The organism is Caballeronia sp. INML2 (assembly GCF_023631365.1).
Classification (GTDB): domain Bacteria; phylum Pseudomonadota; class Gammaproteobacteria; order Burkholderiales; family Burkholderiaceae; genus Caballeronia; species Caballeronia turbans.
Window position 1 is genome coordinate 70,590 of sequence record NZ_JALQDH010000013.1, and the last position, 24,717, is coordinate 95,306.

At 64.4% G+C, this 24,717-nt stretch carries 26 protein-coding genes and 1 tRNA gene; 16 read left to right on the forward strand and 11 right to left on the reverse strand.

What is annotated here, in order from left to right; all coding sequences use genetic code 11:
• Positions 1-72: 72 nt before the first annotated feature.
• Positions 73-207 carry an entericidin A/B family lipoprotein gene (locus NCT32_RS04605; protein WP_016344885.1) on the reverse strand — a complete coding sequence of 45 codons (135 nt, stop codon included), beginning with the start codon at positions 205-207 and terminating at the stop codon, positions 73-75.
• Between the two features lie 196 nt (positions 208-403).
• Positions 404-1,933, reverse strand: a complete 1,530-nt coding sequence (locus NCT32_RS04610; RefSeq protein WP_061119893.1) for a sensor histidine kinase — start codon at positions 1,931-1,933, stop codon at positions 404-406.
• A 149-nt stretch (positions 1,934-2,082) separates the two neighbouring features.
• On the opposite strand from NCT32_RS04610, the gene NCT32_RS04615 reads away from it, so the two are divergent.
• From NCT32_RS04615 to NCT32_RS04635, 5 genes are all read left to right on the forward strand, one after another.
• The gene (locus tag NCT32_RS04615) at positions 2,083-2,259 is read left to right on the forward strand and encodes a DUF1328 domain-containing protein (protein WP_008350561.1); all 177 of its coding nucleotides are present in this window, start codon (positions 2,083-2,085) and stop codon (positions 2,257-2,259) included.
• 53 nt (positions 2,260-2,312) lie between these two features.
• Entirely contained in the window at positions 2,313-2,474 is a 162-nt protein-coding gene (locus tag NCT32_RS04620; protein ID WP_016344888.1) for a DUF1328 family protein, read from the forward strand.
• 194 nt (positions 2,475-2,668) lie between these two features.
• The gene (locus tag NCT32_RS04625) at positions 2,669-3,244 is read left to right on the forward strand and encodes a bacterioferritin (RefSeq protein ID WP_061119892.1); all 576 of its coding nucleotides are present in this window, start codon (positions 2,669-2,671) and stop codon (positions 3,242-3,244) included.
• 93 nt (positions 3,245-3,337) lie between these two features.
• A complete protein-coding gene (locus tag NCT32_RS04630) occupies positions 3,338-3,970 on the forward strand; it encodes a response regulator transcription factor (RefSeq protein ID WP_061119891.1) in 633 nt (210 codons plus the stop codon).
• 46 nt (positions 3,971-4,016) lie between these two features.
• Positions 4,017-4,454 (forward strand): response regulator, encoded by a 438-nt coding sequence (locus tag NCT32_RS04635; RefSeq protein ID WP_061119890.1) that lies wholly within the window; start codon positions 4,017-4,019, stop codon positions 4,452-4,454.
• A 5-nt stretch (positions 4,455-4,459) separates the two neighbouring features.
• Here the strand turns inward: NCT32_RS04635 and NCT32_RS04640 are convergent, their stop codons facing one another.
• The 3 genes from NCT32_RS04640 to NCT32_RS04650 all read right to left on the reverse strand — a co-directional run bounded on the left by NCT32_RS04640 (position 4,460) and on the right by NCT32_RS04650 (position 6,912).
• A complete protein-coding gene (locus tag NCT32_RS04640; RefSeq protein WP_061119889.1) occupies positions 4,460-5,656 on the reverse strand; it encodes an MFS transporter in 1,197 nt (398 codons plus the stop codon).
• Positions 5,657-5,718: 62 nt separating this feature from the next.
• Entirely contained in the window at positions 5,719-6,519 is an 801-nt protein-coding gene (locus NCT32_RS04645) for a phosphodiesterase (protein ID WP_061119888.1), read from the reverse strand.
• Between the two features lie 36 nt (positions 6,520-6,555).
• Positions 6,556-6,912, reverse strand: coding sequence for a hypothetical protein (locus NCT32_RS04650; RefSeq protein WP_061119887.1), 357 nt, complete (start codon positions 6,910-6,912; stop codon positions 6,556-6,558).
• Positions 6,913-7,066: 154 nt separating this feature from the next.
• On the opposite strand from NCT32_RS04650, the gene NCT32_RS04655 reads away from it, so the two are divergent.
• Both NCT32_RS04655 and NCT32_RS04660 read left to right on the forward strand, forming a co-directional pair.
• Positions 7,067-7,351, forward strand: a complete 285-nt coding sequence (locus NCT32_RS04655) for a hypothetical protein (RefSeq protein ID WP_061119947.1) — start codon at positions 7,067-7,069, stop codon at positions 7,349-7,351.
• 109 nt (positions 7,352-7,460) lie between these two features.
• On the forward strand, positions 7,461-7,673 hold the full coding sequence (locus NCT32_RS04660; protein WP_061119886.1) for a hypothetical protein: 213 nt from the start codon (positions 7,461-7,463) through the stop codon (positions 7,671-7,673).
• Positions 7,674-7,787: 114 nt separating this feature from the next.
• Here NCT32_RS04660 and NCT32_RS04665 read toward each other — a convergent pair.
• A tRNA-Leu gene (locus NCT32_RS04665) sits at positions 7,788-7,872 on the reverse strand.
• A 130-nt stretch (positions 7,873-8,002) separates the two neighbouring features.
• Between NCT32_RS04665 and NCT32_RS04670 the strand changes: the two genes are divergently transcribed.
• Positions 8,003-8,587, forward strand: coding sequence for a TMEM175 family protein (locus tag NCT32_RS04670; RefSeq protein ID WP_061119885.1), 585 nt, complete (start codon positions 8,003-8,005; stop codon positions 8,585-8,587).
• A complete protein-coding gene (locus NCT32_RS04675; protein ID WP_061119884.1) occupies positions 8,587-9,039 on the forward strand; it encodes a metallophosphoesterase family protein in 453 nt (150 codons plus the stop codon). The genes NCT32_RS04670 and NCT32_RS04675 overlap by 1 nt, the downstream gene beginning before the upstream one ends.
• A 51-nt stretch (positions 9,040-9,090) precedes the next feature.
• On the opposite strand, the gene proP is transcribed toward NCT32_RS04675, so the two are convergent.
• From proP to argA, 3 genes are all read right to left on the reverse strand, one after another.
• On the reverse strand, positions 9,091-10,566 hold the full coding sequence (gene proP, locus NCT32_RS04680; protein WP_061119883.1) for a glycine betaine/L-proline transporter ProP: 1,476 nt from the start codon (positions 10,564-10,566) through the stop codon (positions 9,091-9,093).
• Between the two features lie 675 nt (positions 10,567-11,241).
• Positions 11,242-11,514, reverse strand: a complete 273-nt coding sequence (locus NCT32_RS04685) for an oxidative damage protection protein (protein ID WP_035506430.1) — start codon at positions 11,512-11,514, stop codon at positions 11,242-11,244.
• Between the two features lie 58 nt (positions 11,515-11,572).
• Positions 11,573-12,943, reverse strand: coding sequence for an amino-acid N-acetyltransferase (argA, locus tag NCT32_RS04690; protein WP_061119882.1), 1,371 nt, complete (start codon positions 12,941-12,943; stop codon positions 11,573-11,575).
• Between the two features lie 22 nt (positions 12,944-12,965).
• On the opposite strand from argA, the gene hrpA reads away from it, so the two are divergent.
• The 6 genes from hrpA to NCT32_RS04720 all read left to right on the forward strand — a co-directional run bounded on the left by hrpA (position 12,966) and on the right by NCT32_RS04720 (position 22,310).
• Positions 12,966-17,588: an ATP-dependent RNA helicase HrpA gene (gene hrpA / locus NCT32_RS04695; RefSeq protein ID WP_250489932.1), complete on the forward strand. Its 4,623-nt coding sequence runs from the start codon at positions 12,966-12,968 to the stop codon at positions 17,586-17,588.
• Positions 17,589-17,723: 135 nt separating this feature from the next.
• Positions 17,724-18,737, forward strand: coding sequence for a beta-propeller fold lactonase family protein (locus NCT32_RS04700; RefSeq protein WP_061119880.1), 1,014 nt, complete (start codon positions 17,724-17,726; stop codon positions 18,735-18,737).
• An 84-nt stretch (positions 18,738-18,821) separates the two neighbouring features.
• Positions 18,822-19,841: a sterol desaturase family protein gene (locus tag NCT32_RS04705; RefSeq protein WP_061119879.1), complete on the forward strand. Its 1,020-nt coding sequence runs from the start codon at positions 18,822-18,824 to the stop codon at positions 19,839-19,841.
• A 78-nt stretch (positions 19,842-19,919) separates the two neighbouring features.
• Entirely contained in the window at positions 19,920-20,771 is an 852-nt protein-coding gene (locus NCT32_RS04710; protein ID WP_061119878.1) for an EI24 domain-containing protein, read from the forward strand.
• A 16-nt stretch (positions 20,772-20,787) separates the two neighbouring features.
• Positions 20,788-21,618 (forward strand): molybdopterin-binding protein, encoded by an 831-nt coding sequence (locus tag NCT32_RS04715; RefSeq protein WP_061119877.1) that lies wholly within the window; start codon positions 20,788-20,790, stop codon positions 21,616-21,618.
• Positions 21,615-22,310, forward strand: a complete 696-nt coding sequence (locus tag NCT32_RS04720) for a copper homeostasis protein CutC (RefSeq protein ID WP_061119876.1) — start codon at positions 21,615-21,617, stop codon at positions 22,308-22,310. The genes NCT32_RS04715 and NCT32_RS04720 overlap by 4 nt, the downstream gene beginning before the upstream one ends.
• Before the next feature lie 9 nt (positions 22,311-22,319).
• Here the strand turns inward: NCT32_RS04720 and NCT32_RS04725 are convergent, their stop codons facing one another.
• Entirely contained in the window at positions 22,320-22,784 is a 465-nt protein-coding gene (locus NCT32_RS04725; protein WP_250476509.1) for a rhodanese-like domain-containing protein, read from the reverse strand.
• Between the two features lie 370 nt (positions 22,785-23,154).
• Between NCT32_RS04725 and glnA the strand changes: the two genes are divergently transcribed.
• Entirely contained in the window at positions 23,155-24,570 is a 1,416-nt protein-coding gene (gene glnA, locus NCT32_RS04730; protein ID WP_061119874.1) for a type I glutamate--ammonia ligase, read from the forward strand.
• On the opposite strand, the gene NCT32_RS04735 is transcribed toward glnA, so the two are convergent.
• Positions 24,558-24,710, reverse strand: coding sequence for a hypothetical protein (locus NCT32_RS04735; RefSeq protein ID WP_250476510.1), 153 nt, complete (start codon positions 24,708-24,710; stop codon positions 24,558-24,560). The two genes, glnA and NCT32_RS04735, sit on opposite strands and share 13 nt — an antisense overlap.
• Between the last annotated feature and the right edge of the window lie 7 nt (positions 24,711-24,717).

The window sequence follows — 24,717 nt, forward strand, 5'->3', positions numbered from 1 at the left end:
GACAGGGAACTACCTCAACGCTATGGAACGCCCTGAGCGCGTGCGCCGCGATCACGCGGCGCACGTCGCCGCTTACTTGTGCTCCTCGGCGGAATTCGAAATGGCCTGACCGCCCTTCGAGATGTCCTGGCCAGCTCCCGAAACGGTGTTGCAGCCCGCGAGAGCCGCCGTGCCTGCAATCAGCAGTAGAGCGATGAGTCGAGTCATGTTTATTCCCCTTTGGAGTTGAAATGCGTGACAGGAATTGAGTTCGCGCATTGTGTCGAATGACGGGCGCCTTGTCGTCGCCCCGTCGCCCCCGCTTACCTGTGTGAACAATCATAAAAAAAGCGCGCGGTCTCAGGCTGTCGGCACGCGTGCGATTTTCCTGTCGGCGGCGTCTGCATTCGATGTCGGCATCGTCCTACGCGGACGGCATGGCGACCGACGCGCCCGCGCTGCGCTCGCGCGGCATCGACACGCTGATCGCCGTGCCATGCGGCGACGCGCGCTCGATCTCGAAGCGCCCGCCGCGCGCCGATACGCGCTGGCGCATGCCGACGAGTCCGTGCGTCTGCGTGCGCTTGAGATCCTGCGGCCGGATGCCGATGCCGTCATCGGTGATCGAGAGCGACACGTTCTCTTCATCGACACGAAGCGTCACGCGGATACGGCTCGCGCGCGCGTATTTCGCCGCATTCGTCAGCGTCTCCTGCGCGACGCGGAAGAGGGCGATCTCGATCGCCTCGCCGAGCTTCACGTCATCGCCCGGCAGATCGAACTCGACGCTCCAGCCGTTGCGTTGCGCGGCTTCGTCGACGAGCGAGCGCAGCGCGGTCACGAGACCGAAGCTGGCAAGCACGGTCGGCCGCATGTCCTCGATGATGCGGCGCTTCAGTGCAATGCCCTGATCGAGATTGCCGAGCGCGCGAGCGAGTTTTTCGGCCATCGCCGGCTCGCTGTCCTTCAGCTTGCCGCGCACCCACGCGACATCCATCTTGCTCGCGGTGAGGATCGAGCCGAGCTCGTCGTGCAGTTCGCGCGCAAGCTCCGTCTTCTCGTTTTCGCTGACCGATTGCAGGTGCCAGGCGAGCGCTTCGAGCTGGCGCGTGCGCGCGAACACGAGCTGATCCAGCTCTTCCTGCTGCGTGATGAGCGCCTTCTGCACGCGCGCCTGCTTGTCGAGCTGAATGCCCAGATTGCGAAAAAGGAGGATGAACAACACGATGTTGAGCGCGCACAATGCCGCGACGCAAAGCGTCGAGATGCGCTGATCGGCGCGGCTTGCGTCGAGCGCGTGCTGTGCGCGCTGTTCTTCGTTCAGGCGCAACAGCGACAGCGCCGCGTCCAGCGTCGCGCTCGTGTCGGCCGCCGGCAGCGCGAGCGCGCGCTCACGCAGGGCGGCGCCAGTCGGCGGCGCAGCGAGGCGCGCCGTGCCTTGCGCGATTTCATCGTCGGCGGCGGCGCGGATCTGCGCGAAGCTCGCGAGGGCGGTGTCGTCGCCGATGCGCCGGTAGTACGCATCCAGCCACGCCAGCGTGCGCCGCACGCGTTGCGCCGTTTCCCGGAAGTGCGCCGGGAACGCGCCGTCGGCCTTGAGCGCGAAGCCGCGCTCGTCGGCGGTGAGGGTGGCGATATCGGCGGCGAGCGTCGAAAGCTGCGCGGTGGCGCCCTTCGCTTCGAGGGCGGTTTCGTATTCCGACGCGATCCGGATGCGCCCCGATTCGAGAATGATCAGCCCGCCCACGGTGATGACGATTGCGACCGTCATCGCGACCGCCCAGCTGTACCGGCGCATCCATTCGTTGAAACGCGCCGCGCGGCGCGCGAGGCCGGCGGGCGCCGGCGCTTTTGGATTGTCGGGCTCGTCCGTTGCAAAGGGCGGCGGGTCGTCCGGCAGGATCGCGGGCATCGTGGGTATCGTGGGTATCGCGGCGCGCGGTACGTGGCTCATGGTGTCGGAAGTTCGGCGTTTCACTTAGGCAGCCGATTTGAAAGCGAGTGTCGGTGGATTCCCACAGCAAAAAAGGAGCCTGCCCGAATGCGCCGCGCGGCGGGTATGGCTAGCATGGTTCCGTCATCCATTCACTACGGGGAACGATCATGCTGAAGTGGGCCTTGTTTTTCGCGATCGTGGCCGTGATCGCCGGCGTGCTGGGCTTTACGGGCGTCGCTGCCGGCGCCGCGGCCATCGCCAAATTCCTGTTCGTGCTGTTCCTGATCCTGTGCGTCGTGTTTTTGGTGCTGGGCTTCGTCGTCACGAAAAAAGCCATCGATTAGCGCCGCTTCGCGAGCATCGCCGATCGTTTCCGACCAATCATGAAGGAGCTCACATGCTTCATTACGCTGCTGTCTTCTTCGTCATCGCCATCATCGCCGCCGTGTTCGGCTTCACGGGGATCGCGGCCGGCGCGGCGGAAATTGCGAAGATTCTTTTCTTCATTTTCCTCGTCGTGTTCGTCGTCACCCTGCTGCTCGGCGTGTTCCGGACGTGACGCCCGGATAGGGCGAAAGCCATGAACCATCAAGCCGCGCGCGGAAGTCACGACCGTCGCGCGGTTTTTTCGAGCGATCAGGCATGGCGCATGCATCCGGTTTTTCGATTGGATAGGAGCGGTCTATGCGCGCCGCATTGCAAGGGCCTGCTCCAGCGAAACGTCATGTCACCCATCCCAGAGGAGCGAACCAAATGTCCAAATCGTCTGCTGTAAATACCGGGTCGAACCAGTCCACGGACGCTTTTGTCCTCGATGTCGAGAAAATTCGCGCCGATGCGCGCCAGCACATGGACGAAGGCGCGGTGACGGAGGGCTACGGCGCGGACCGTGAGACGGTCCTGAAGCTGCTCAACGACTCGCTCGCCACCGAAATCGTCTGCACGCTGCGCTACAAGCGCCACTACTTCATGGCGAAAGGCATTCACTCGGAAGCGGTCGCGCAGGAATTCCTCGAGCATGCGAACGAGGAACAGGAACACGCCGATACGCTCGCCGAGCGCATCGTGCAACTGGGCGGCGCGCCGAATTTCGCGCCGGACGGGCTCTCGTCGCGCTCGCATTCCGAGTACAGCGAAGGCAAGGATCTGATCGACATGATCCGCGAGAACCTGATCGCCGAGCGCATCGCGATCGATACGTATCGCGAGATCATCCGCTATCTCGGCGACAAGGACGTCACGACGCGACGCATCTTCGAAGACATTCTGGCGGTCGAGGAAGAGCACGCCGACGACATGGCGGACCTGCTGGAAGGCCGCAACGGGTAAGGGCGATGCCCCGGATACGCAACGCGTATCCGGCGCCTGCATGAAATGACCGATCAACTACTACAAGAACGTCCGGCAGCGCGGACGACGCGAATGATTCGAGTCTTGATAGCCGACGACCACGCGATCGTGCGCAGCGGGTTCAGGCAGTTCGTCGTGGACGAACCCGACATGGAAGTCGCGGGCGAGGCCGCCACCGGCGACGAAGCCATCGCGCTCGTGCGCGCGCAGGCGTTCGACGTCGTGCTGCTCGACATCGCGATGCCCGACAAGAACGGCGTCGATACCTTGCGCGTGATCAAGCAGATCCGGCCGGAGCAGGGCGTGCTGATGCTTTCGGGCTTCCCGGAGAGCCAGTACGCGATCAACCTGCTGAAGGCGGGCGCGAACGGCTATCTGAACAAGGACGCGGCGCCCGAGGAGATCGTGCGTGCGATCCGCACCGTGGCGCGCGGGCATCGTTACCTGTCGGAGTTCATCGCGGATGCGCTCGCCGACAAGCTCGACAAGCCCGCCGCCGAACGGCCGCACGAGCTGCTGTCCGAGCGCGAGTTCCAGATCTTCTGCAAGCTCGCGGGCGGCCGGCTTCCGACGGAAATCGCGCAGGAACTGCATCTGTCGGTGAAAACGGTGAGCACGTATCGCGCGCGCGTGCTCGAAAAAATGCGGCTCTCCAGTAACGCCGATCTCACGTATTACGCGATCAAGAACGGCCTGATCGAATAGCGGCGCACCGTTCGAGATCCGCGAGCAAAGCCGGAGGGCGCCCGACGTGAGCCATCACACCACCACTGACGACCGAAGCGGGCCGCCGACGCCGCGGGCGCCGCTCGCGGTGCTGCTGATCGAGGACTCGCCGCTCATCCGCCGCAGCCTGACCGAGGCGATCGAAGCACTCGGGCCGTGGCGCGTGACCGCGTTCGCCGATGCGCCGCACGACGCGATTGCGCTGCTGTCGGCGCAGGCGTTCGACGCGGTGATCGTCGATCTGCAGCTGAAGCGCGGCTCGGGCATCGACGTGCTCGCGTGGCTCAAGGAGTGCGGCGCGGCACGCTCGCCGGGTGCGTTCGTCGCGGTGCTCACCAATCACGCGCTGCCGACCTATCGCGAGCGTTGCCTGCAATACGGCGTGCATCACTTTTTCGACAAGTCGCTCGAATTCGATCGCGTGCTCGACGCGTTGTGCGACTACGCGCGCGCGCGCATCTGAATCCGCTATCGCCGGCCGCGCCCGCGCCAGTGGCTGAAACCGGCGAGACCCGTCGCGGCGAGACCGGCGAGACAGACGCCCGTCCAGCCCATCGCCTGCCACGCTAGCGATGCGAGTCCCGAACCCAGCGCCCCGCCGATGAAATAAGCGACCATGTAGACCGTGTTCACGCGGCTGCGCGCCTCGGGCTTGAGCGCGTAGATGCGCGACTGATTCGAAATCTGCGCGGCCTGCACGCCGACATCGAGCACGATCACGCCGATGACGAGCCCCGCGATGCTTGTCGCCGAGAACGCGAACACGACGAAGGACAACCCGACCAGTCCGATGCACAGCGAGATGACGGCGCGCGGCCCACGCTTGTCGGCGGATTTTCCCGCGAGCGGCGCGGCGAGCGCGCCCGCGGCGCCCACGATGCCGAAAAGCCCGGCCGCCTGCGGACCCATGTGAAACGGTTCGCCCGCGAGCAGCAGCGTGAGCACCGACCAGAAAATGCTGAACGCGGCGAAGAGCGCGCCGCCCGTGAAGGCGGCCTCGCGCAGCGCGCGGCTTTCCACCGTGAGGTGCCACATCGAGCCGAGGAGTTTGCCGTAGGTGAGCGTCGAGGTCGGCTGGCTCTTCGGCAGCCGCGCGATCACGACGACGGCCAGCGCGATCGTCGCGAGCACGGACGCGCCGAACACGGCCCGCCAGCCGAAGTACTGCGCGACGAAGCCCGACACCGTGCGCGCGAGCAGGATGCCCAGCAAGAGCCCGCTCATTACCGTGCCGACGGCATGGCCGCGCTCGGCGGCGGGCGCGAGCTCGGCGGAGAAGGGCACGGCTTGCTGCGCGATCGTCGATACGATGCCGATCGCGAGACTGGCGGCGATCAGAACCGCGAGCGTGGGCGCGCTCGCCGCGGCCACGAGCGCAGCGCCCAGCGCCGCGAGCTGCAGCAGGATCAGAAGACGCCTGTCGAAGCGGTCGCCGAGCGGCGCGAGCACGAGCATGCCGAGCGCATAGCCGAGTTGCGTCGAGGCGGGCACCGCGCCGATCAGCCGGGCGTCGTCGGGAAAGCTGGCACGAAAGTCGCCGAGCAGCGGCTGGTTGAAATAGATGTTCGCGACCGAGACGCCCGCAATCGTCGCGAGCAGCCACAGGGTGGCGCGCGAATAGTGCGGATGGCGCACCGGAGGATTGGATTGCGGAGATTCGAGCATGAATCGAGGACGATGGTCAGCCGCCGATCATACTGAAGACGCGCGAGCGCCGCAGCGCGCCGTTAAAAAGGCTGCGGGCCGCCGCCTTGCTCGACGCTCACGCAATGCGTGACGAGCCCGAGATCCGCGCGCCACAGGTGCAGCCCGAACGCAGGCGGCTCCATGACGAATGCATCGGGGCCGCCGGGTTTCAGTTGCAGCGCCACCTGATGCGCGGTCGACGGCACGCACCAGGCGAGCGTGCCGCCGAATCGCACGCCGATGGCCCGATGCACATGACCGCACACGATGCGCTCGACGTTCGAATGACGGCGCACGAGCGCATCGAGCGCGCGGCTGTCGTCCGGCGCGAGGCGGATGTCGTCCATGAAGCCGATGCCGCACGCGACCGGCGGATGATGCATGCCGATGACGACAGGCTGCTGGCCGCTCGCGTCGAGCTGCGCTTCGAGCCAGGCGAGGCGCGTGGCGCACAAGCGACCCGCGCCCGAACCGGGATCGAGCGTGTCGAGCGCGATCACGCGCACTTCGCCGACATCGAACGCGTATTGCACGAAGCCGTCGTGGCCCGCGAGTTCGGGGCGATCGCCGAACACCGCGCGCAGATTCGCGCGGTCGTCGTGATTGCCGACCATGACGCGCCACGGGATCGCGAGTGTATCGAGGAGCGTGCGCAGATGCCGGTATTCGTCGATACCGCCCGCATCGACCAGATCGCCCGTGACGAGCACGGCGTCGGGGCGAGGATCGAGCGCATTGAGCACGCCGATCGCGCGGGCGAGAAAGGCGGCCGTATCGACGCGGCCGTAGGCGAGCGTGCCCTGCGCCGTGATGTGCAGATCGCTGATCTGGGCGAGCAGCATGGGCGTCGATCTCCTCGTCGCGGGCGGATTTCGGACTTAATCGTCGGATGCGGCGACGGGCGGCTTCGGCGCGAGCTTCGCGGGAACGAGCCACTGGAAGCCTGTCATCGACGTCTCGCTGAACGTGCATTCGGCGGCCGCGGGCACCGGCGCCGACCTGGTGGCCGGCGGCTTCGGCGGCGTGTGGATGGTCCCGTGCACGACCACGCGCGAGCCATGATAACTCGCGCCGGAGCCCGTGATTTTCAGCGGCGCGCTGGCGGCGTCGGGGTAGTCCGCGCGCACCCTGTCCTTGCAGGCTTCGACGTTCTTGTAATAGGACGTGCAGCCCGAGACACAAGCGAGGGCAATGGTGAGCAGGACGAGCAGCGGGTGGCGGGTGCGATGGTTCATCGAAGGCGTCGAAGCGAAAAGAGGACGGGGCGAAACTTTATATCATGCGCGCCGCGCGAGGGTCGGACCGGGCGCTTGTTTTCTCGCGCGATGCGGTAGCACAATCGGCACTGTCATTCGATCAGCGCGTTGCGTACCGATGGAGACGACCGCCATGCAGAAGGACATCGAAGTAGGCGACTACTTGCTCGCCATGCAGGCCACGCCCCGGCCGATCGAGCCCGACGGCGACGCGGACGCGGCTCCGTCCGAGGGTTACGCGATCCGCGTGCGGGTAACGCGGATCGACCAGAAACCGGTGCACGGTTCGACACTCGCCGACGACTCGGGCGAAATGACGGGCGACCACGGTCCTTTCGAGACCGTCGCGGAGGCGATCGCGCATGGCGAGGCGTGGGGACGGCATTACGTCGCGCGCGTCCTGGGGCACGCGGTGTAGCGGCGGGGGCCGCGAAAGGGGGGAAGCAGTCCCCGCGTCAGGCGGGTGCAGCGCGCGGGCGAGCATCGCTAGACTCTGGTGCATCGACCGGACCATCGCCGAGGCCGCCATGATGCCCGTTGCCCTCTATATCACCCCGAACTACATCGCGTCGGTGCGCAGCGGCAAGACGCGCGACTGCTTCGGCGGAACGGTGCGTTTCATCGGTGTGGATGCGTTGCCGTTCGATATCGAGCATGTGTGCCTGCTCGACCGCGATACGGCGATCGAGGCGCTGTTCGATGCGGTGAGGGATGCAGAGCGGTTGTTGAATGCGGTGTGAGGGTGTTTGCTCAAGATCTCGGAAGGCGGGTCGTTATTCCGACGACCAAATTCTTTACCGAAAACTAGAACTACACCGCCGTTGAACGATTAATGGGCGCAGGGCAATCGCGCCTGGTGCCGGGGACCGGACTCGAACCGGCAAGCCGTGAGGCGGCGGATTTTAAGTCCGCTATGTTTACCAATTTCATCACCCCGGCAGGGCGGACGCGATTCTACCATTGCCCGACAGCGCGCCAAAGCCGCGCCCGCCGCCGTCATCAGGCCGTTCGACAAGTGCTGGACCCTCCCGCATAATCGGCGGCACCGATTTCGGCGCGAGGACATACGATGGGCAAGACCCGGCTCGAAGCATTCAGCGATGGCGTCATCGCCATCATCATCACGATCATGGTGCTGGAATTGAAAGTGCCGCACGGCGATGACTTCGCCGCGCTGGCGCCGCTCCTGCCCGTTTTCTGCGCATACGTGCTGAGCTTCATCTACGTCGGCATCTACTGGAGCAATCATCATCATCTCTGCCACGCGATCCAGCGCGTGAACGGCCGGGTGCTGTGGGCGAATCTGCACGTGCTTTTCTGGCTGTCGCTCTTTCCCTTCACCACGAACTGGATGGGCGAGAACCATCTGACCGCCGTGTCGACCGCCTGCTACGGCTTCGTGCTCTTCATGACCGCCGTCGCGTGGTACATCCTCACCCGCACGCTCATTTCGATGCACGGCGAAAACGCCGCGCTCGAACGCGCCGTCGGCGCGGACCGCAAGGGCAGGCTTTCGGTGCTGCTCTATCTCGTCGCCATCGGTGTGTCGTTCTGGCAGCCGTGGATCGCCGCGACGCTCTACGCGCTCGTCGCGGCCGTATGGCTCGTGCCCGATCGACGCATCGAGCGCATCCTCGCGAACGAAGAAACGTGATGCGCATCGGCCTCATCTCCGATACGCACAACCTCGTGCGCCCCGAAGCGCTCGAGGCATTGCGCGGGTGCGCGCACATCATTCACGCGGGCGATATCTGCAAGCACGGCGTGCTCGATGCGCTCGCGTCCCTTGCGCCGCTCACCGCCGTGCGCGGCAACAACGATGTCGGCGATGACGTCGCGCGATTGCCCGGGGACGCGCGCATCGAACTGGGCGGTGCGACGATCCACGTCGTCCACGATATCGCCGACGCGCCGAAGCAACTCGATGGCATCGACGTCGTCGTGACCGGTCATTCGCACAAGCCGCTCGTCGAGCGGCGGGGCGGCGTGCTCTTCGTGAATCCCGGCAGCGCGGGGCCACGGCGCTTCAAGTTGCCGATCACGCTCGCGTTGCTCGATATAGACGATGGAAAACCGGACGCGCGCATCGTCGCGCTCGTGACATAAAAAAGGCCGGCGCTCACGCACCGGCCTTGCGCCTTCAGAAAGCCTGACGCCTTACGCGCGCACCGTGCCTTCCGGGAACGCGTCGTCCATTTCGGCGGCTTCGCGATGGCCGCGCAGGATCGCGTGCGCTTCCGACTTCGACGCCACCGCCGGCGGCGAGCCCTTCAGCGGCTTCTTCGCCGTTTCGTGCAGCGCGAGCACCGACACGATACCGATGAGCGACGCGCCCATCAGGTAGTACGCGGGCATCATCAGATTGCCGGTCTTCTCGACGAGCCATGCCGTGACGAGCGGCGTCGTGCCGCCGAAGAGCGACACCGACACGTTGAAGCCGATCGCGAGCGCGCCGTAGCGGATCTTCGTCGGGAAGAGGGCCGGCAGCGACGACGGCATCACGCCCGTGAACGTCGAGAGCAGCGCGCCGAGGATCATCATGCCCGCGAAGATCGACGGGACCGTGCCCACGCGGATCAGCGAGAGCGACGGAATCGACAGCACCAGCAGGCCGATGCAACCCGCGAGCATCACGGGCTTGCGGCCGATGACATCCGACAGGCGGCCAGCGATGAGCGTCAGCGGCATCATCAGCACCATCACGACGAGCACGATGAAAAGGCCGTGCGTCTCATTGAACTTGAGCGTCGCCGACAGATAGCTCGGCAGATACGAGAGGGCCATGTAGTCGGTCACGTTGAAGATCAGCACGAGGCCCACGCATTGCAGCAGCGGCTTCCATTGCTGGATCAGCGTCTCGCGAAACTGCGCCTTGGTCGTCTCGTGCGCCACCGCTTCCGCCTTCTCGGCTTCGCGCTGGAACGCCGGCGTTTCTTCGAGCTTCATCCGGATATACAGACCGATCAGGCCGAGCGGACCGGCGATCATGAACGGAATGCGCCAGCCCCAAGACAGCAGTTCGCGCTCCGACATCACCGCAGTGAGCACCGCGACGACGCCCGCGCCGAGCACATAGCCGACGAGCGTGCCGAACTCGAGAAAGCTCGACATGAAGCCACGCTTCTTGTCCGGCGAGAATTCGGCGATGAAGGTTGCGGCGCCGCCGTATTCGCCGCCCGTCGAAAAGCCCTGCACGAGACGCGCGACGAGCAACAGCACCGGCGCCATCACGCCGATCGACTCGTAGCTCGGAATGATGCCGATACAGAACGTGCCGACGGCCATCATGATCATCGTCATCGCGAGCACGCGCTTGCGGCCGATGCGGTCGCCGAGCGGGCCGAACACCATGCCGCCGATCGGGCGCACCAGGAACGCGGCCGCGAACGTGCCGAAAGTCGCGAGCAACTGCGCTGCCGGGCTGCTCGACGGGAAGAACACCTTGCCGAGCGTCACGGCGATGTAGCTGTACACGCCGAAGTCGAACCATTCCATCGCATTACCGATGGCCATTGCGCCGACCGCGCGCTTGAGCAGGGATTGATCGACGATGGTGATGTCGTCGAGGGTGAGATCGGACTTCTGACTGGATGAATCGTGTGTGCGCCAAACGCCCTCGTGAAGAGAAGACATAGTTCGAAAAACTCCGTATTCGATCCCGAGAGCTCGCGAAAGAGCTTCGGGCGCGCCGTCGTCAGGACAGCGCGTATTGCCGGGACAGTGCAGTTTCGCGACGGCGCCGCTTGCATTGCGGGGAACGTACGCAAATGGCTCCGCGCAGCGATCTGACGGAAGCAGATGCTGAAGAACGAAAAGAAAACGCGGTGCCGGTGCTTCGCGGTGGGTCGCGAAATTGCACTCGGATGAAACAAACGAATTTGACGTGCGGACGGCGAACCCGGCGAAACCTGAGTTGCCGCGGGTGGGCCGCGACGTCGGCGAAAAAACAACCTGAGACGAAAAAGGCCGGCGTGAGTCTGGCAAGACCAGCTAAAAAACCGACGCGCCTCTTTGTATGAAAACTGTCACTACCGCCGTGTGTCCGAACTGCGATACGCCGAACTCATGCGCGTGAATGAGGGTGAATTACTGTTGATAACAAATAAATGATAACACGATGACAGACGATGTGCAAACCGGCCGATGTTGGCAAGGTTCCGCGGGAGCCCCGATCCCTTGCCTGCTATAGGATTGCGCTGAATTTCGGTCCATTCACCTGATGGTCCAGCCGGTACATTTTGCGCAATGCGCGGCAACAAAAAACCGGCCGCTCTGGGCCGGTTGTAGCAGTGCGATCGAGCCGCGAATTCAGCTTTGCGGAGGGACGTAGCCCGTGGCGGTATCGGCGCCTTCGCCGAAGAAATATTTCTCGGTCTGCTTGATGAGGTACTGGCGCGCGCGCGGATCGGCCATGTTCAGACGATTTTCGTTGATGAGCATCGTCTGCTGCTTGAGCCAGCCTTGCCAGGCTTCCTTCGAGATCGTTTCGTAGATGCGCTTGCCGAGTTCGCCCGGCAGCGGCGGAAAGTCCAGTCCTTCGGCTTCCTTGCCGAGCTTCGCGCATTGAACCATTCGGGCCATTGTGAGTTTCTCCTCTGTATCGGGGGACGAAGCGCAGTTCGCGCTTCTCAAAGCGAATTCAAAGCTGTTTCATCAGGACGAGCGACTTGCGCTGCCAGTTGTAGAGGCGCCGGCGATCCTCGGGCAGATCGTCCACGGTCACCTTCACGAAGCCGCGCTTCAGGAACCAGTGCTCGGTGCGCGTCGTCAGCACGAAGATACGCGTGAGCCCGCGCGCCCGGGCACGCTGCTCGATGCGCTTGAGCAAGCGCTCGCCGTCGCCCGAACCTTGCGCTTCCGGCGCGACGGTCAGGCACGCCATCTCGCCGATGCGCTCCTGCGTGTAGGGATAGAGCGCGGCGCAGCCGAACAGCACGCCATCGTGCTCGATGACGGAGAAGTGGTCGATATCCCGCTCGATCTGGTGGCGCCCGCGCCGCACGAGCGTGCCGTCGCTTTCGAGCGGCTCGATCAGCGTGAGGATGCCGCCGACGTCATCCGGCGTCGCTTCACGCAGGCTTTCGAGGTTCTCGTACGAGATCATCGTGCCGACGCCGTCGTGCAGGAACAGTTCGAGCAGCACGCTGCCGTCGAGGCGATACGGAATGATGTGGCCGCGCGCCACGCCGCCGCGGCATGCGCGCACCGTATGCTTCAGATAGAACGCCGTGTCGCCTTGCAGCTCGCCGCTTTCCTGCAGGCGATAGGCGTCGTCGAGCGACAGCTCGCGGATGAGTTCGTTTTCCGAATCGACGAGACCCGGAATTTCGGTCACGAAGATGATCTTGTCGGCACGCAGCGCGATGGCGGCGGCGGACGCGACGTCTTCCATCGACAGATTGAACGCCTCGCCGGTCGGCGAGAAGCCGAGCGATGACAGCAGCACCAGCTTGTTCGACGCGAGCGACTGGCGGATCGAATCGCCGTCTATCTTGCGAACGACGCCCGTATGCTGGAAATCGACGCCGTCCAGAATGCCGACCGGTCGCGCCGTCACGAAGTTGCCCGACACGACGCTGATGTGCGCGTGGGCCATCGGCGTGTTCGGCAGGCCCTGGCTGATCGCGGCCTCGATGTCGAGACGCACTTCGCCGGCGGCTTCCTTCGCGGACTCGAGCGCGCGGGCATCGGTGATGCGCAGGCCATGCGAAAACGACGATTCGACGCCGTGAAGACTCAATTGCTCGTCGAGCTGCGGGCGCGAGCCGTGCACCAATACGACGTGGATGCCCATCGCGTGCAACAGGCCGACGTCCTGCACGAGCGCGTTCAGACGACCTTCCTGCACCAGTTCCCCGCCGAACGCCACGACGAACGTTTTGTTCCGAAACGCGTGAATGTACGGCGCGACAGAGCGCATCCAGTCGACGAACTGAGCGTGGAGATCCGGCGCTTCGGGCTCTGCGGCCGGCGGCGACGCGGTCATCGTGAGGTCGGTTTGGGAATTCATCCCGGGATTATAATGCGACGCTATGCCGAATGTTTCTCGTCCATCACGTCCCGATCAGGCGGGCAAGTCTCAGTCCGCCGATAAATCCCTCGATACTCAGGAGCAGTTGCGACAACTGCGTGAAAATCTGCTGCGCGATGCGCGGGAGGGCGGGGGGGCGTCCGGCGATTCCGGCGAACCTGCGGGGCTGAGCAAGAAAGAGCTCGCTGCGCGACGCTTTGCGGCGGGCGCGCCGGCCGCGTCCGCGCCGTCGGGCAAGGCGGCGGTTGCGCCGCTTCAGAAGGGCGGCGAGGCCGGTAGTCCTGCTAGCAAGCAGGGCGCCGTGGCGGCGACGAAACGACCGCCTGCGCCCCAGAAGCCGCAAGCTGCGCCGCCTGCCCGCGATCGGGCGAAGCCGAATCCCGCGCTAGCGGGGAAAACGGACCGCGCTCCGGCGCGCGCGCCGCATTCCGGATCTCAACTGCCCGCGCCGGCGAAACGCGATGACGCGCGTGCGCCGCGCGAGCCGCGCTCTGAATCTCAGCAGCACGCACCAGCAAAGCGCGATGACGCCCGTCGCGCGCAACACGCGCGTGCGCCGCGCGAGGAACATCGAGCCGAACGGCGGGAGAGCGGCGCTCCGCCCAAAGCAGCCGATACACGCAGCAACGACCCCCAACGCGTCGAGCGTCGAAACGAGCATCTCGCGACCAGCGCGCGTCGCGAGCCCGTTGGCTCGGCGCCAGCGGCCGAACGCGCGCCGGCAGCGCGAGAACGCGAGGCTCGCGAGCCTCGCGAGCCTCGTCCGCCGCGCCCGTCACGCATCGTCACACCGAATCCGATTCCGCCGATCACCTTCCCCGAAGCACTTCCGGTATCCGGCCGACGCGAGGAAATCGCACGCGCGATCGCGGCGAATCAGGTCGTGATCGTCAGCGGCGAAACCGGCTCGGGCAAGACCACGCAACTTCCGAAAATCTGCCTCGCCCTCGGGCGCGGCCTCGGCGCGGGCGGCAGCGGTCTCATCGGCCATACGCAGCCGCGCCGTATCGCCGCTTCGGCCACGGGAAGGCGCATCGCGGAAGAGCTCGGCACGCCGTTCGGCGAAGTCGTCGGCTACAAGGTGCGCTTCACGGACAATCTCGCGCCGGGCGCGTCCGTCAAGCTGATGACCGACGGCATCCTCCTTGCCGAAACGCAGACCGATCCGCTGCTCAACACGTACGACACGATCATCATCGACGAGGCGCACGAGCGCAGCCTCAATATCGACTTTCTGCTCGGCTATCTGAAGGAAATCCTGCCGAAGCGCCCCGATCTGAAGCTGATCGTCACGTCTGCGACTATCGACGCCGAGCGTTTCGCGCGCCATTTCGGCAGCGACGACAAGCCCGCGCCGGTAATCGAGGTGAGCGGGCGGCTGTATCCGGTGGACGTGCGTTATCGGCCGATTGAAGAGCAAAGCGAGGCGATCAAAAATGCGCAAGGCACGGCGCCCAGGCGCAACGACCGCAGAACCGACCGCGACCTGATGGAAGCCATCGTCGATGCCGTCGACGAACTGTGCCGCGTCGGCCCCGGCGACGTGCTCGTGTTCCTGCCCGGCGAGCGCGAAATCCGCGACGCCGCCGAGGCGCTTCGCAAGCATCATCCGCCGCACACGGAAATCCTGCCGCTCTTCGCGCGCCTTTCCGCGCAGGAGCAGGAGCGCGTGTTCAGGCCGTCGAACGCGCGGCGCATCGTGCTCGCGACCAACGTCGCGGAGACGTCGCTGACGGTGCCGGGCATTCGTTACGTCGTCGATACCGGCATGGCGCGCGTGAAGCGCTATTCGTATCGCAACAAGGTCGAGCAATTGCAGATCGAGCCGGTGTCGCAGGCGGCGGCGAATCAGCGCGCGGGCCGCTGCGGGCGCGTCGCGGACGGCGTATGTATCCGGCTCTACGACGAAGCGGATTTTCAGGCGCGGCCGCGCTTCACCGATCCGGAAATCCTGCGCTCGTCGCTGGCCGCCGTGATTCTGCGCATGAAGTCGCTGCATCTGACGGCGATCGAAACCTTTCCGTTCATCGAGCCGCCGCCGGGCCGCGCGATCGCGGACGGCTATCAACTGCTGAACGAACTCGGCGCCGTCGATGACGACAACGCGCTCACGCCGCTCGGCCGCGAGCTCGCGCGCCTGCCGCTCGATCCGCGCGTCGGCCGCATGATCCTTGCCGCGCGCGATCATCTGGCGCTGAAGGAAGTGCTCATCATCGCGTCGGCCTTGTCGGTGCAGGATCCGCGCGACCGGCCGATCGAGGCGCAGGAGCAGGCGGATCAGGCGCATCGCCAGTTCGTCGACGAGCGCTCCGAGTTTCTGCAATGGACGCGCATCTGGAAGTGGTTCGAGGACGCCGTCGCGCACAAGAAGTCGAACAAGCAGCTCGCCGATGCGTGCCGCGCGAACTTTCTGTCGCACCTGCGGTTGCGCGAATGGCGCGACGTGCATTCGCAATTGCTGACGGTCGTGCGCGAGCACGGCTGGCGCCTGAACGACTCGGATGCGACATTCGAGCAGGTGCATCTGTCGCTTTTGACCGGCCTGCTCGGCAACGTCGGATTGAAAGCCGACGACGAGCCGCATTATCTCGGCGCGCGCGGCATCAAATTCCATCTTTGGCCGGGCTCGGCGCTCCTGAAGAAAGCGGGGCGCTGGGTGATGGCGGGCGAGCTCATCGAAACGAGCCGGCTCTATGCGCGCACGATTGCGAAGATCGAGCCGGAATGGCTGGAAACTGTCGGCGCGCATCTGCTGAAGACGTCGATTTCAGATTCGCATTGGGAAAAGAAAGCCGCGCAGGTCGTCGCTTACGAGCGCGCGACGCTTTACGGGCTGACCGTCTACGCGCGCCGCCGCGTGAGCTTCGGCAAACAGGATCCGAAGCATGCGCGCGAGCTGTTCATCCGTGGCGCGCTCGTCGAAGGCGAGTTCGATACGCGCCTGCCGTTCTTCGCGCACAACCGCAAGCTCGTCGCCGACATCGAGCAGCTGGAACACAAGTCGCGTCGCCAGGACGTGCTCGTCGACGATGAACTCATCTACGGCTTCTACGATTCGCTGATTCCCCAAGGCATGTGGACGGGCGCGGCGTTCGAGCGCTGGTATCGCGACGAGCAGAAGAAAGAGGGCAACGAGAAGCTCCTTTTCCTCTCCCGCGACGACCTGATGCGCCACGAAGCCGCCGGCGTCACGACCGACCTCTTCCCGAAGCGCATGACGATGTCGGGCATCGAGATGTCGCTCACCTATCACTTCGAGCCGGGCTCGCCGCGCGACGGCGTCACGCTCGCGGTGCCGCTCTACGGGCTGAATCAGGTCGATGCTCGCCGCGCCGAATGGCTCGTTCCCGGCATGATCAAGGAAAAAGCGCAACTGCTGCTGAAGTCGCTGCCGCAGAAACTGCGCCGTCATGTCGTGCCACTGCCTGAATACGCGGCGGGTTTCGCAGAGCGTCATGCCGGGCCAAAATTCGGCGCGGGCGCGCTCGTCGATTCGCTCATCGCCGATATTCGCGGGCAGACGCAAATCGCCGTCAAGAGCGCGGATTTCAAGCTCGAAACGCTGCCGGCGCACCTCTTCATGAACTTCAAGGTGATCGACGAGCACGGCCGCCAGCTCGCGATGGGCCGCAATCTCGCGCAACTGCGCGCGGAGTTGGGCGGCCAGGCGCAACAGCAATTTCAGAAGCTGACGTCGGCCGCGGCGTTCGACGCGCTCTCGGGCGAGTCGGAATCGGCGCCGCAAACGCAACCGGCCACTGTCGGCACCGCGCTCTACGAAAACCTCACCACCTGGAACTTCGGCAAGCTGCCGGAATTGCTGGAAATCCGCCGTCGCGGGCAGACGCTTTTTGGCTATCCGGCGCTCGTGGATCGCGGCACGCATTGCGACGTCGAAGTGTTCGATTCACCCGAGGAAGCGGCGCGCATCCATCGTGCGGGATTGCGGCGGCTCTTCGCGCTGCAACTGCGCGAGCCGATTCGCTATCTGGAGAAGAATCTTCCGGGCTTGCGCGAAATGTCGATGCAGTACATGGCGCTCGGCACGGCGGACGAGTTGCGTGACCAGATCGTCGAGACGGCGCTCGATCGCGCGTGCCTGCAAGACCCGCTGCCCGACGACGACGGCAGTTTCCACACCCGCCGCGATGCCGCCAAAGGCCGCCTGACGCTGCTCGCGCAGGAGATCGCGCGGCTCGTCGGCGCGATTCTGGCCGAATACGCGGCGCTCGCGAAAAAGCTGGCGCAGGCGAAGACGTTCACATCGGCGTATGCGGACATGCAGGCGCAACTGAGCGCGCTCATTAGCAAGCGCTTCGTCATCGACACGCCGTATGCGCAGCTCGCGCACTTTCCGCGCTATCTGAAGGGGATCGGGCTGCGCATCGACAAGCTCAAGGCCGATCCGGCGCGTGATGCCCGTCTTTCCGCCGATTTGCAGCCGCTCGCGCAGCACTATCAGCGCGCTATTTCGCAGCGCGGCGGCGTCGCGGACGCGCGGCTTTCCGAGTACCGCTGGCTGCTGGAAGAACTGCGCGTGTCGCTGTTCGCGCAGGAATTGCGCACGCCAATGCCCGTTTCGGTGAAACGGCTCCACAAGGTCTGGGAGTCGATGCAGCGCTAGGCTGCGGCCAGCACGCGGCAAAATCTGCTATTTCTTGCGCCGCTTCAGCGTATTGCGCAAAAAGCCGCACCCGGTCAACGCGCCGCGCGAGGCAAACGTTCTACAATGACGCCTGCCTTCCGAAGCCTATTTTCCATGCGCAATATTTTCCATCCCGGCCGTGTCCGCACGGCCGCCGCACGCGCGGCGCTTGCCGTCGGCGCCGCTCTTGTCGCCACCGCGGCGTTCGCCAACAACGTGATCGTGCTCAACTCGGCGGAAGCCACGCTGAGCCTGATCGACGAAAACACGCGTCAGGTCATCGGCACCGTGCCGACCGGCAAGGAGCCGCACCACCTGATGCCGACGCCCGACGGCTCGTCGCTGATCGTCGCAAACTCGGTGTCGAACAACCTGATGTTCGTCGATCCGAAAACCGGCGCGTTCCAGCGCTGGGTGCAGGACATCGAGGATCCGTATCAGATCGGCTTTTCGCCGGACAAGAAATGGTTCGTGTCGACGGGCCTGCGCCTCGACCGCCTCGACATCTACCATTTCGACGGCAAGAACGTGAATCTCGCGAAGCGCCTGCCGCTCGCGACGATGCCGAGCCACATCGCGTTCACGAACGACAGTTCGACCGCGTTCATTTCGCTGCAGGTGTCCGGTGAAATCGCCGCGATCGATCTGGCGACCCAGACGGTGAAATGGAAGATGAAGGTCGGCAAGGTGCCCGCCGGCGTCTGGCTCACGCCCGGCGACAAATTCCTGCTCGTCGGCATGACGGGCGCGGACTACGTGGCCGTGGTCGACTGGCGCAACCAGAAGGTCGTCAAGACCATCACGACGGGCAAGGGCGCGCACAACTTCCGCTCGATGGTCGACGGCAAGCACGTGCTGGTGTCGAATCGCGTCGCGAACACGATCAGCATCATCGACGAGGACACGCTCACGAACGTCGGCGATATCACCGGTCTTCTGCCGGGCCCGGACGACATGGAACTTTCCGCCGACAAGAAGTATCTGTGGGTTACGTTCCGCTTCGCCAAGCACGTCGGCGTGATCGATCTGGCGAACCGTAAGCTGATCGAAACCATCAAGGTCGGCCGCTCGCCGCACGGCATCTACTTCTACAATCGCGCACCGGTGACGGCGCCCAACGGGGCATGAGCGGAGCAGAGGGCGCTTTACGCGCCCTATACTACGATTGAGGAAAGGCCGGCGCACCGGACGGCCCAAGCACCACGGAGCACCATGTTTCATTCCATTCTTTCGTCGCTGGACGGTCTCGTTTCCTGGCTGCAGACGCTTCTCTATGTCGATGTCGTGCAGCCGGCGCTGTTCAAGATCGGCATGATGGACTACGACGAGGACACCTACGACGCGCTCTACTGGGTGATTGTCGGGGTCCTCGAAGTGCTCGCGATGTACGCGATCCTGCGCCCGCTCGAAGCGTTCCGCCCCGCCGAGGAATGGAAAGACCGAAAGGGCGTGCGTGTGGACGTGCTCTATACGTGGATCGTCAAGCTCGGCATTCTCAATCTGTTTTTCTTTTTCACGTTCCAGCCGCTCTTCGATTCGATGCAGAGCTGGCTGCGCATCCATGACGTGCCGAACCTCGAGATCGACAACCTGTGGCCCGGCGTCACGACGCAGCCGCTCGTCACGTTTTTCATCTATCTGCTGATCCTCGATTTCGCCGGCTACTGGTATCACCGCCTGGAGCATCGCTTCGGCATCTGGTGGGAACTGCATGCGGTGCATCACAGCCAGCAGAAGATGTCGCTCTGGACGGACGATCGCAACCATCTGCTCGACGATGTTTTGCAGGCGAGCTTCTTCGCCTGTGTCGCGCTCGTGATCGGCGTGGAGCCGTCGCAGTTCGTTGTGCTCGTCGCCATTACGAATTTCATGCAGAGCGTGCAGCACGCGAACATCCGGCTGCACTTCGGGTGGCTCTTCGACCGCATCGTCGTGAGTCCGGCGTTCCATCGCCGCCATCACGCAATCGGCTTCGGTCACGAAGGGACGACCTACGGCTGCAACTTCGGCGTGCTGTTCTCGTTCTGGGACATCCTGTTCCGCTCGGCATCGTTCAACCGCACCGTCGAGCCGACCGGCATACGCGACCAGCTCGGCGCCCCGGGCGTGAAGCCCGTGCACTACGGCGACGGTTTCATCGAGCAGCACTGGCTCGCGTTCAAACGCATCGCCGCGCGCCTTTCGGCGCGGCGCGCGGGCGCGTCCGCGTCCGACAACTCGGCGGCGGTCTGAACTTTCCGTCGAGACCAGCGCCCGCGTGCGGCGCTGGTTTATCCTGTCGGTTCCTCTTTTTCCTTCTTCGAATCACGCATGAGTGACCTGCTGCGTTCGTTCGTGCGCGCGCTTGCGAACGTCTTTCATCCGCGCATGCTCTGGCTGACGCTGATGCCTTTCGGCGTTGCCACCGTGGTGTGGGGCGCGCTCCTCTGGTTTTTCTGGCAGACGCTCACCGGCGCCGCGAACAGCTGGCTCGACGGCTGGGCGCTCACGTCCGCGATGTACCGCCTCTTCGATACCGTCGGCTTCTCGTCGCTGCACGCGGTGATCGCGCCATTCCTCGTGGTCATCATGACGGTGCCGCTCATCGTCGTCACGGTGCTGCTGCTGATCGCGACGCTGTCGATGCCCGGCGTCGTCAAGCTGCTCACGCGACGGCCGAAAGGGCATTATTCGTCGCTCGAAGAACGGCGCGGCGGCACGTGGTACGGCAGTCTCGGCCACTCGGTGCTGACGACGCTCGTGTGTCTCGTGTTGCTGGTCGTCACGCTGCCCTTGTGGCTGATTCCGCCGTTCTTCGCGTTGATTCCGCCGCTTATGTGGGGCTGGCTGACCTATCGCGTGATGACTTACGACGCGCTCGCGCTGCATGCCAGCGCGGAAGAGCGCCGCGCGATCGTGCGCGATGCGCGGTGGCCCCTGCTCGCCATCGGCATCGTGAGCGGCCTTCTGAGTTCCGTACCGACGATGCTCTGGGCGTGGTCCGTGTGGCTCTTGCCGCTCTTTCCGGTCGTCGCCGCCGTGACGATCTGGGCGTATGCCTTCATCCTCGTGTTTTCCGCGCTGTGGTTCGCGCATTACTGTCTGCACGCGCTCGAGCGCCTGCGGGCGAACGAGCCGGGTTATCCGGCGATCACGGTCGAATCCCGCGACGTTTCACTGTAAGAACAAAGGGGCACACATGGGCATTGGCGTCATCATCATCGGCGACGAGATCTTGTCCGGCCGCCGCACCGACAAGCATCTGCCGAAAATCATCGAATTGCTGAGTGCGCGCGGCCTGTCGCTCGACTGGGCCGAATACGTCGGCGACGATCCCGCGCGCATCACCGCGACGCTCGCGCGGACCTTCGCGTCCGGCGATATCGTTTTTTCGACGGGCGGCATCGGCGCGACACCGGACGATCACACGCGCCAGTGCGCCGCGAAAGCGCTGGGCGTGCCGCTCGCCTTGCATCCGGAAGCGGCGGAGCTGATCCGCGCGCGCATTCGGGAAACGGCAGCGCAGGCGGCGCAGGCGGGTGACAAGCCGGTCGATCTGCAGTCGCCGGAGAACCTGCATCGGCTGAACATGGGGACGTTTCCGCAGGGCGCGGAGATCATTCCGAACAGCTACAACAAGATTCCCGGCTTCTCAGTCGGCGATCATCACTTCGTGCCGGGCTTTCCGGTGATGGCCTGGCCGATGATCGAATGGGTGCTCGACACGAAGTACGCGCATCTGCATCACGCGACGCCGCATGTCGAGCGCTCGCTGCTCGTCTTCGGCCTGCCGGAATCGCGCATCACGCCGCTGATGGTCACGATCGAGCGCGATTTCGACGGCGTGCGCGCATTCAGCCTGCCGAGCGTCGGCGATGCGGCGCGCGGCGCTCTTTACGCGCGCTCGCATATCGACCTGGGCGTCAAGGGCGACCCCGAGCAGGCGAACGCGGCGTTCGAGGTGCTGCGTGAAGGCGTGATCGCGCTGGGCGGCGAGGTCGTGGAAGTGCCGCCGGAGGAAGCGAAGTGACGTTGCTTGAAGTCATCGCGACCACGGTCGCCGATGCGCGCGCGGCGGAACGCGGCGGCGCGAACCGGCTGGAGCTTGTCACCGCGATGGGCGAGGGCGGATTGACGCCGAGCATCGGGCTGATCGAAGCGGTGATCGACGCGGTCGGCATTCCGGTGAATGTAATCGTGCGGCCGCATAGTCGCTCGTTCGTCTACGACGCCGACGACTACGCGGTCATCATCCGCGACGTGCGTGCAGTGGCGAAGACGCGGGCGAATGCGATCGTCGTGGGCATGCTGAACGCGAATGGCGATGTCGATAACGACGGCCTCGCGCGCGTGATCGAAGCGGCGGATGGCTTACAGCTCACTTTTCACCGCGCGTTCGACGAAGCTCGCGATCTCTTCGCCGCGTTCGATACGCTGCTGACATTCGATGCCGTGACGAACGTGTTGACGTCGGGCGGCAAGCCGTCGGTGCTGGACGCGCAGACGGTGATCGCGAAGCTCGTCGAAAGGGCGGCGGGAGAGCGCTGCACGGTGCTCGCGGGCGCCGGACTGACCGTCGATGCGGCTGCGCCTTTCGTCGCATCGACGGGCGTGCGCGCGGTGCACTTCGGCTCGGGTGTGCGTGTCGATGGAAAGGGGCTCGCGCCTGTGGATGAAGCGAGCGTCAGGCGCGTGCGGACACTGCTCGACGCGCGGGACTGAGCAAGCCGCTCAAGCCCCGATCCACGGCAGCTTGCGGAAACACCATCCCGACACCGTTTTCCGATGCCCTTGCCCATCCTTGTCGCCTTCGAATCCTTCGAGCAGGTCATACGCTTGCGCATATCCCGCTTTCTGCGCCGCGACTGCCGCCAGCTTCGAACGCGCGGCGCTGCGGCACAAAAACACGACAGGCGTATCCGGGGTGGCGACTTGTCTCAATTGTTCGATAAACTCGGCGTTCGGCACCGAGCCGGGGTAACGAATCCACTCGATGTGCGCGTACTGCGCGCCATCGATGGCCGGGCGGCCGACCCAATCCAGTTCGGCACGCGTGCGCACGTCGACGAGGCGCGCGCGTGGGTCGAGTTGCAGCAGTTCGAAAGCTTCGACGGGCGAGAAGGCGCCTGCGTAGGTCAGGTTGTTCTCGGCGGCGCGTTTTCCGGCCTGGCTATAGAGTTGTTCGAGTGTGCTCATGGCGCATCAGTCTCCGTTAAGCGCAAAGAATTATTCTAGCGCGGCACGCGGGGACCACCGAGCGCGGGCAAAGCCTTAGTGCCTGATGTGCGAAAGTGGTGCACGTCAGGCGCGACGCACCCAAAAGGTGCTCCGATAATACTGAGCAAACTCGGACGCACCGAAAAGGTGCAGACGGCTTGACAGCGCATTAATGGCCGTCGCAGGAAATGAAGTCGTTTCACACAAAACGCACGCTGCTTCAAGCGCTTAGCGCAGAGATGGTGCGCTTGGCACGGAAGCTGCTTTTCCAACCTCGATTGAATTGATGTACAGGATTGGTCGGGGCGGCGAAGCGATTCGCCGACTTTTGTTAATCAGGAGATAGGTAATGAGTAAATCCGTGGCCGACGTCATGCAACTCGTCAAGGACGAGGACGTCAAGTTCGTCGACTTCCGCTTCACCGACACGCGCGGCAAAGAACAACACGTTTCCGTGCCGGTCTCGGCATTCGACGAAGACAAATTTGAAAGCGGCCACGCTTTCGACGGTTCGTCCATCGCCGGCTGGAAGGGTATCGAAGCGTCGGACATGCTGCTCGTGCCGGATGCGGACACCGCGTTCATCGACCCGTTCTATGAAGAGTCCACGCTGGTCCTGACCTGCGACGTGGTCGAGCCCGCCGACGGCAAGGGCTACGAGCGCGACCCGCGTTCGCTCGCACGACGCGCGGAAGCCTATCTCAAGAGCTCGGGCCTGGGCGACACCGCCTTCTTCGGTCCGGAGCCGGAATTCTTCATTTTCGACTCGGTGCAGTGGAACACTGACCAGTCGGGCACGTTCGTGAAGATCGGCTCGGAAGAAGCGCCGTGGTCGTCGGCGAAGGAATTCGAAGGCGGCAACACCGGCCACCGTCCGGGCACGAAGGGCGGCTACTTCCCGGTCGCACCGGTCGACACGTTCCAGGACATCCGCTCGGAAATGTGTCTGCTGCTCGAGCAGATCGGCATTCCGGTCGAAGTGCATCACCACGAAGTGGCGGGCCAGGGCCAGAACGAAATCGGCACCAAGTTCTCGACGCTGGTTCAGCGCGCGGACTGGCTGCAGCAGATGAAGTACATCATCCATAACGTGGCGCACACGTACGGCAAGACGGCGACTTTCATGCCGAAGCCGATCGTCGGCGACAACGGTTCGGGCATGCACGTTCACCAGTCGATCTGGAAGGACGGCCAGAACCTGTTCGCGGGCAACGGCTACGCAGGCCTGTCGGAATTCGCGCTGTTCTACATCGGCGGCATCATCAAGCATGCGCGCGCGCTGAACGCGATCACGAACCCGGGTACGAACTCGTACAAGCGTCTCGTGCCGCACTTCGAAGCGCCCGTGAAGCTGGCTTACTCGGCTCGCAACCGTTCGGCATCGATCCGTATTCCGCACGTGAGCAACCCGAAGGGCCGCCGCATCGAAACGCGCTTCCCGGATCCGCTGGCGAACCCGTACCTGTGCTTCTCCGCGCTGATGATGGCGGGTCTCGACGGCGTGCAGAACAAGATTCATCCGGGCGAAGCCGCGGACAAGAATCTGTACGACCTGCCGCCGGAAGAAGACAAGAAGATCCCGACCGTGTGCGCGGGCCTCGATCAGGCACTCGACGCGCTCGACGCGGACCGCGAGTTCCTGACGCGCGGCGGCGTGTTCACGGATTCGATGCTCGACGCATACATCGAACTGAAGACGAACGAGCTGCAGCGTTATCGTCAGGCGGTGCATCCGATCGAGTTCGAGATGTACTACTCGCTGTAAGCGGCATGGCCCGAGCGCGCTTCGAAGCGAGCAGTCCGGCGAAGCGCGCGACGCATGCGATGCAGTGAAAAAAAGGGACGGCGCGCCGTCCCTTTTTTAATCGCCGCAATGTCATAGATCGAGAAGAAGATCGGTGTCACGAACGAC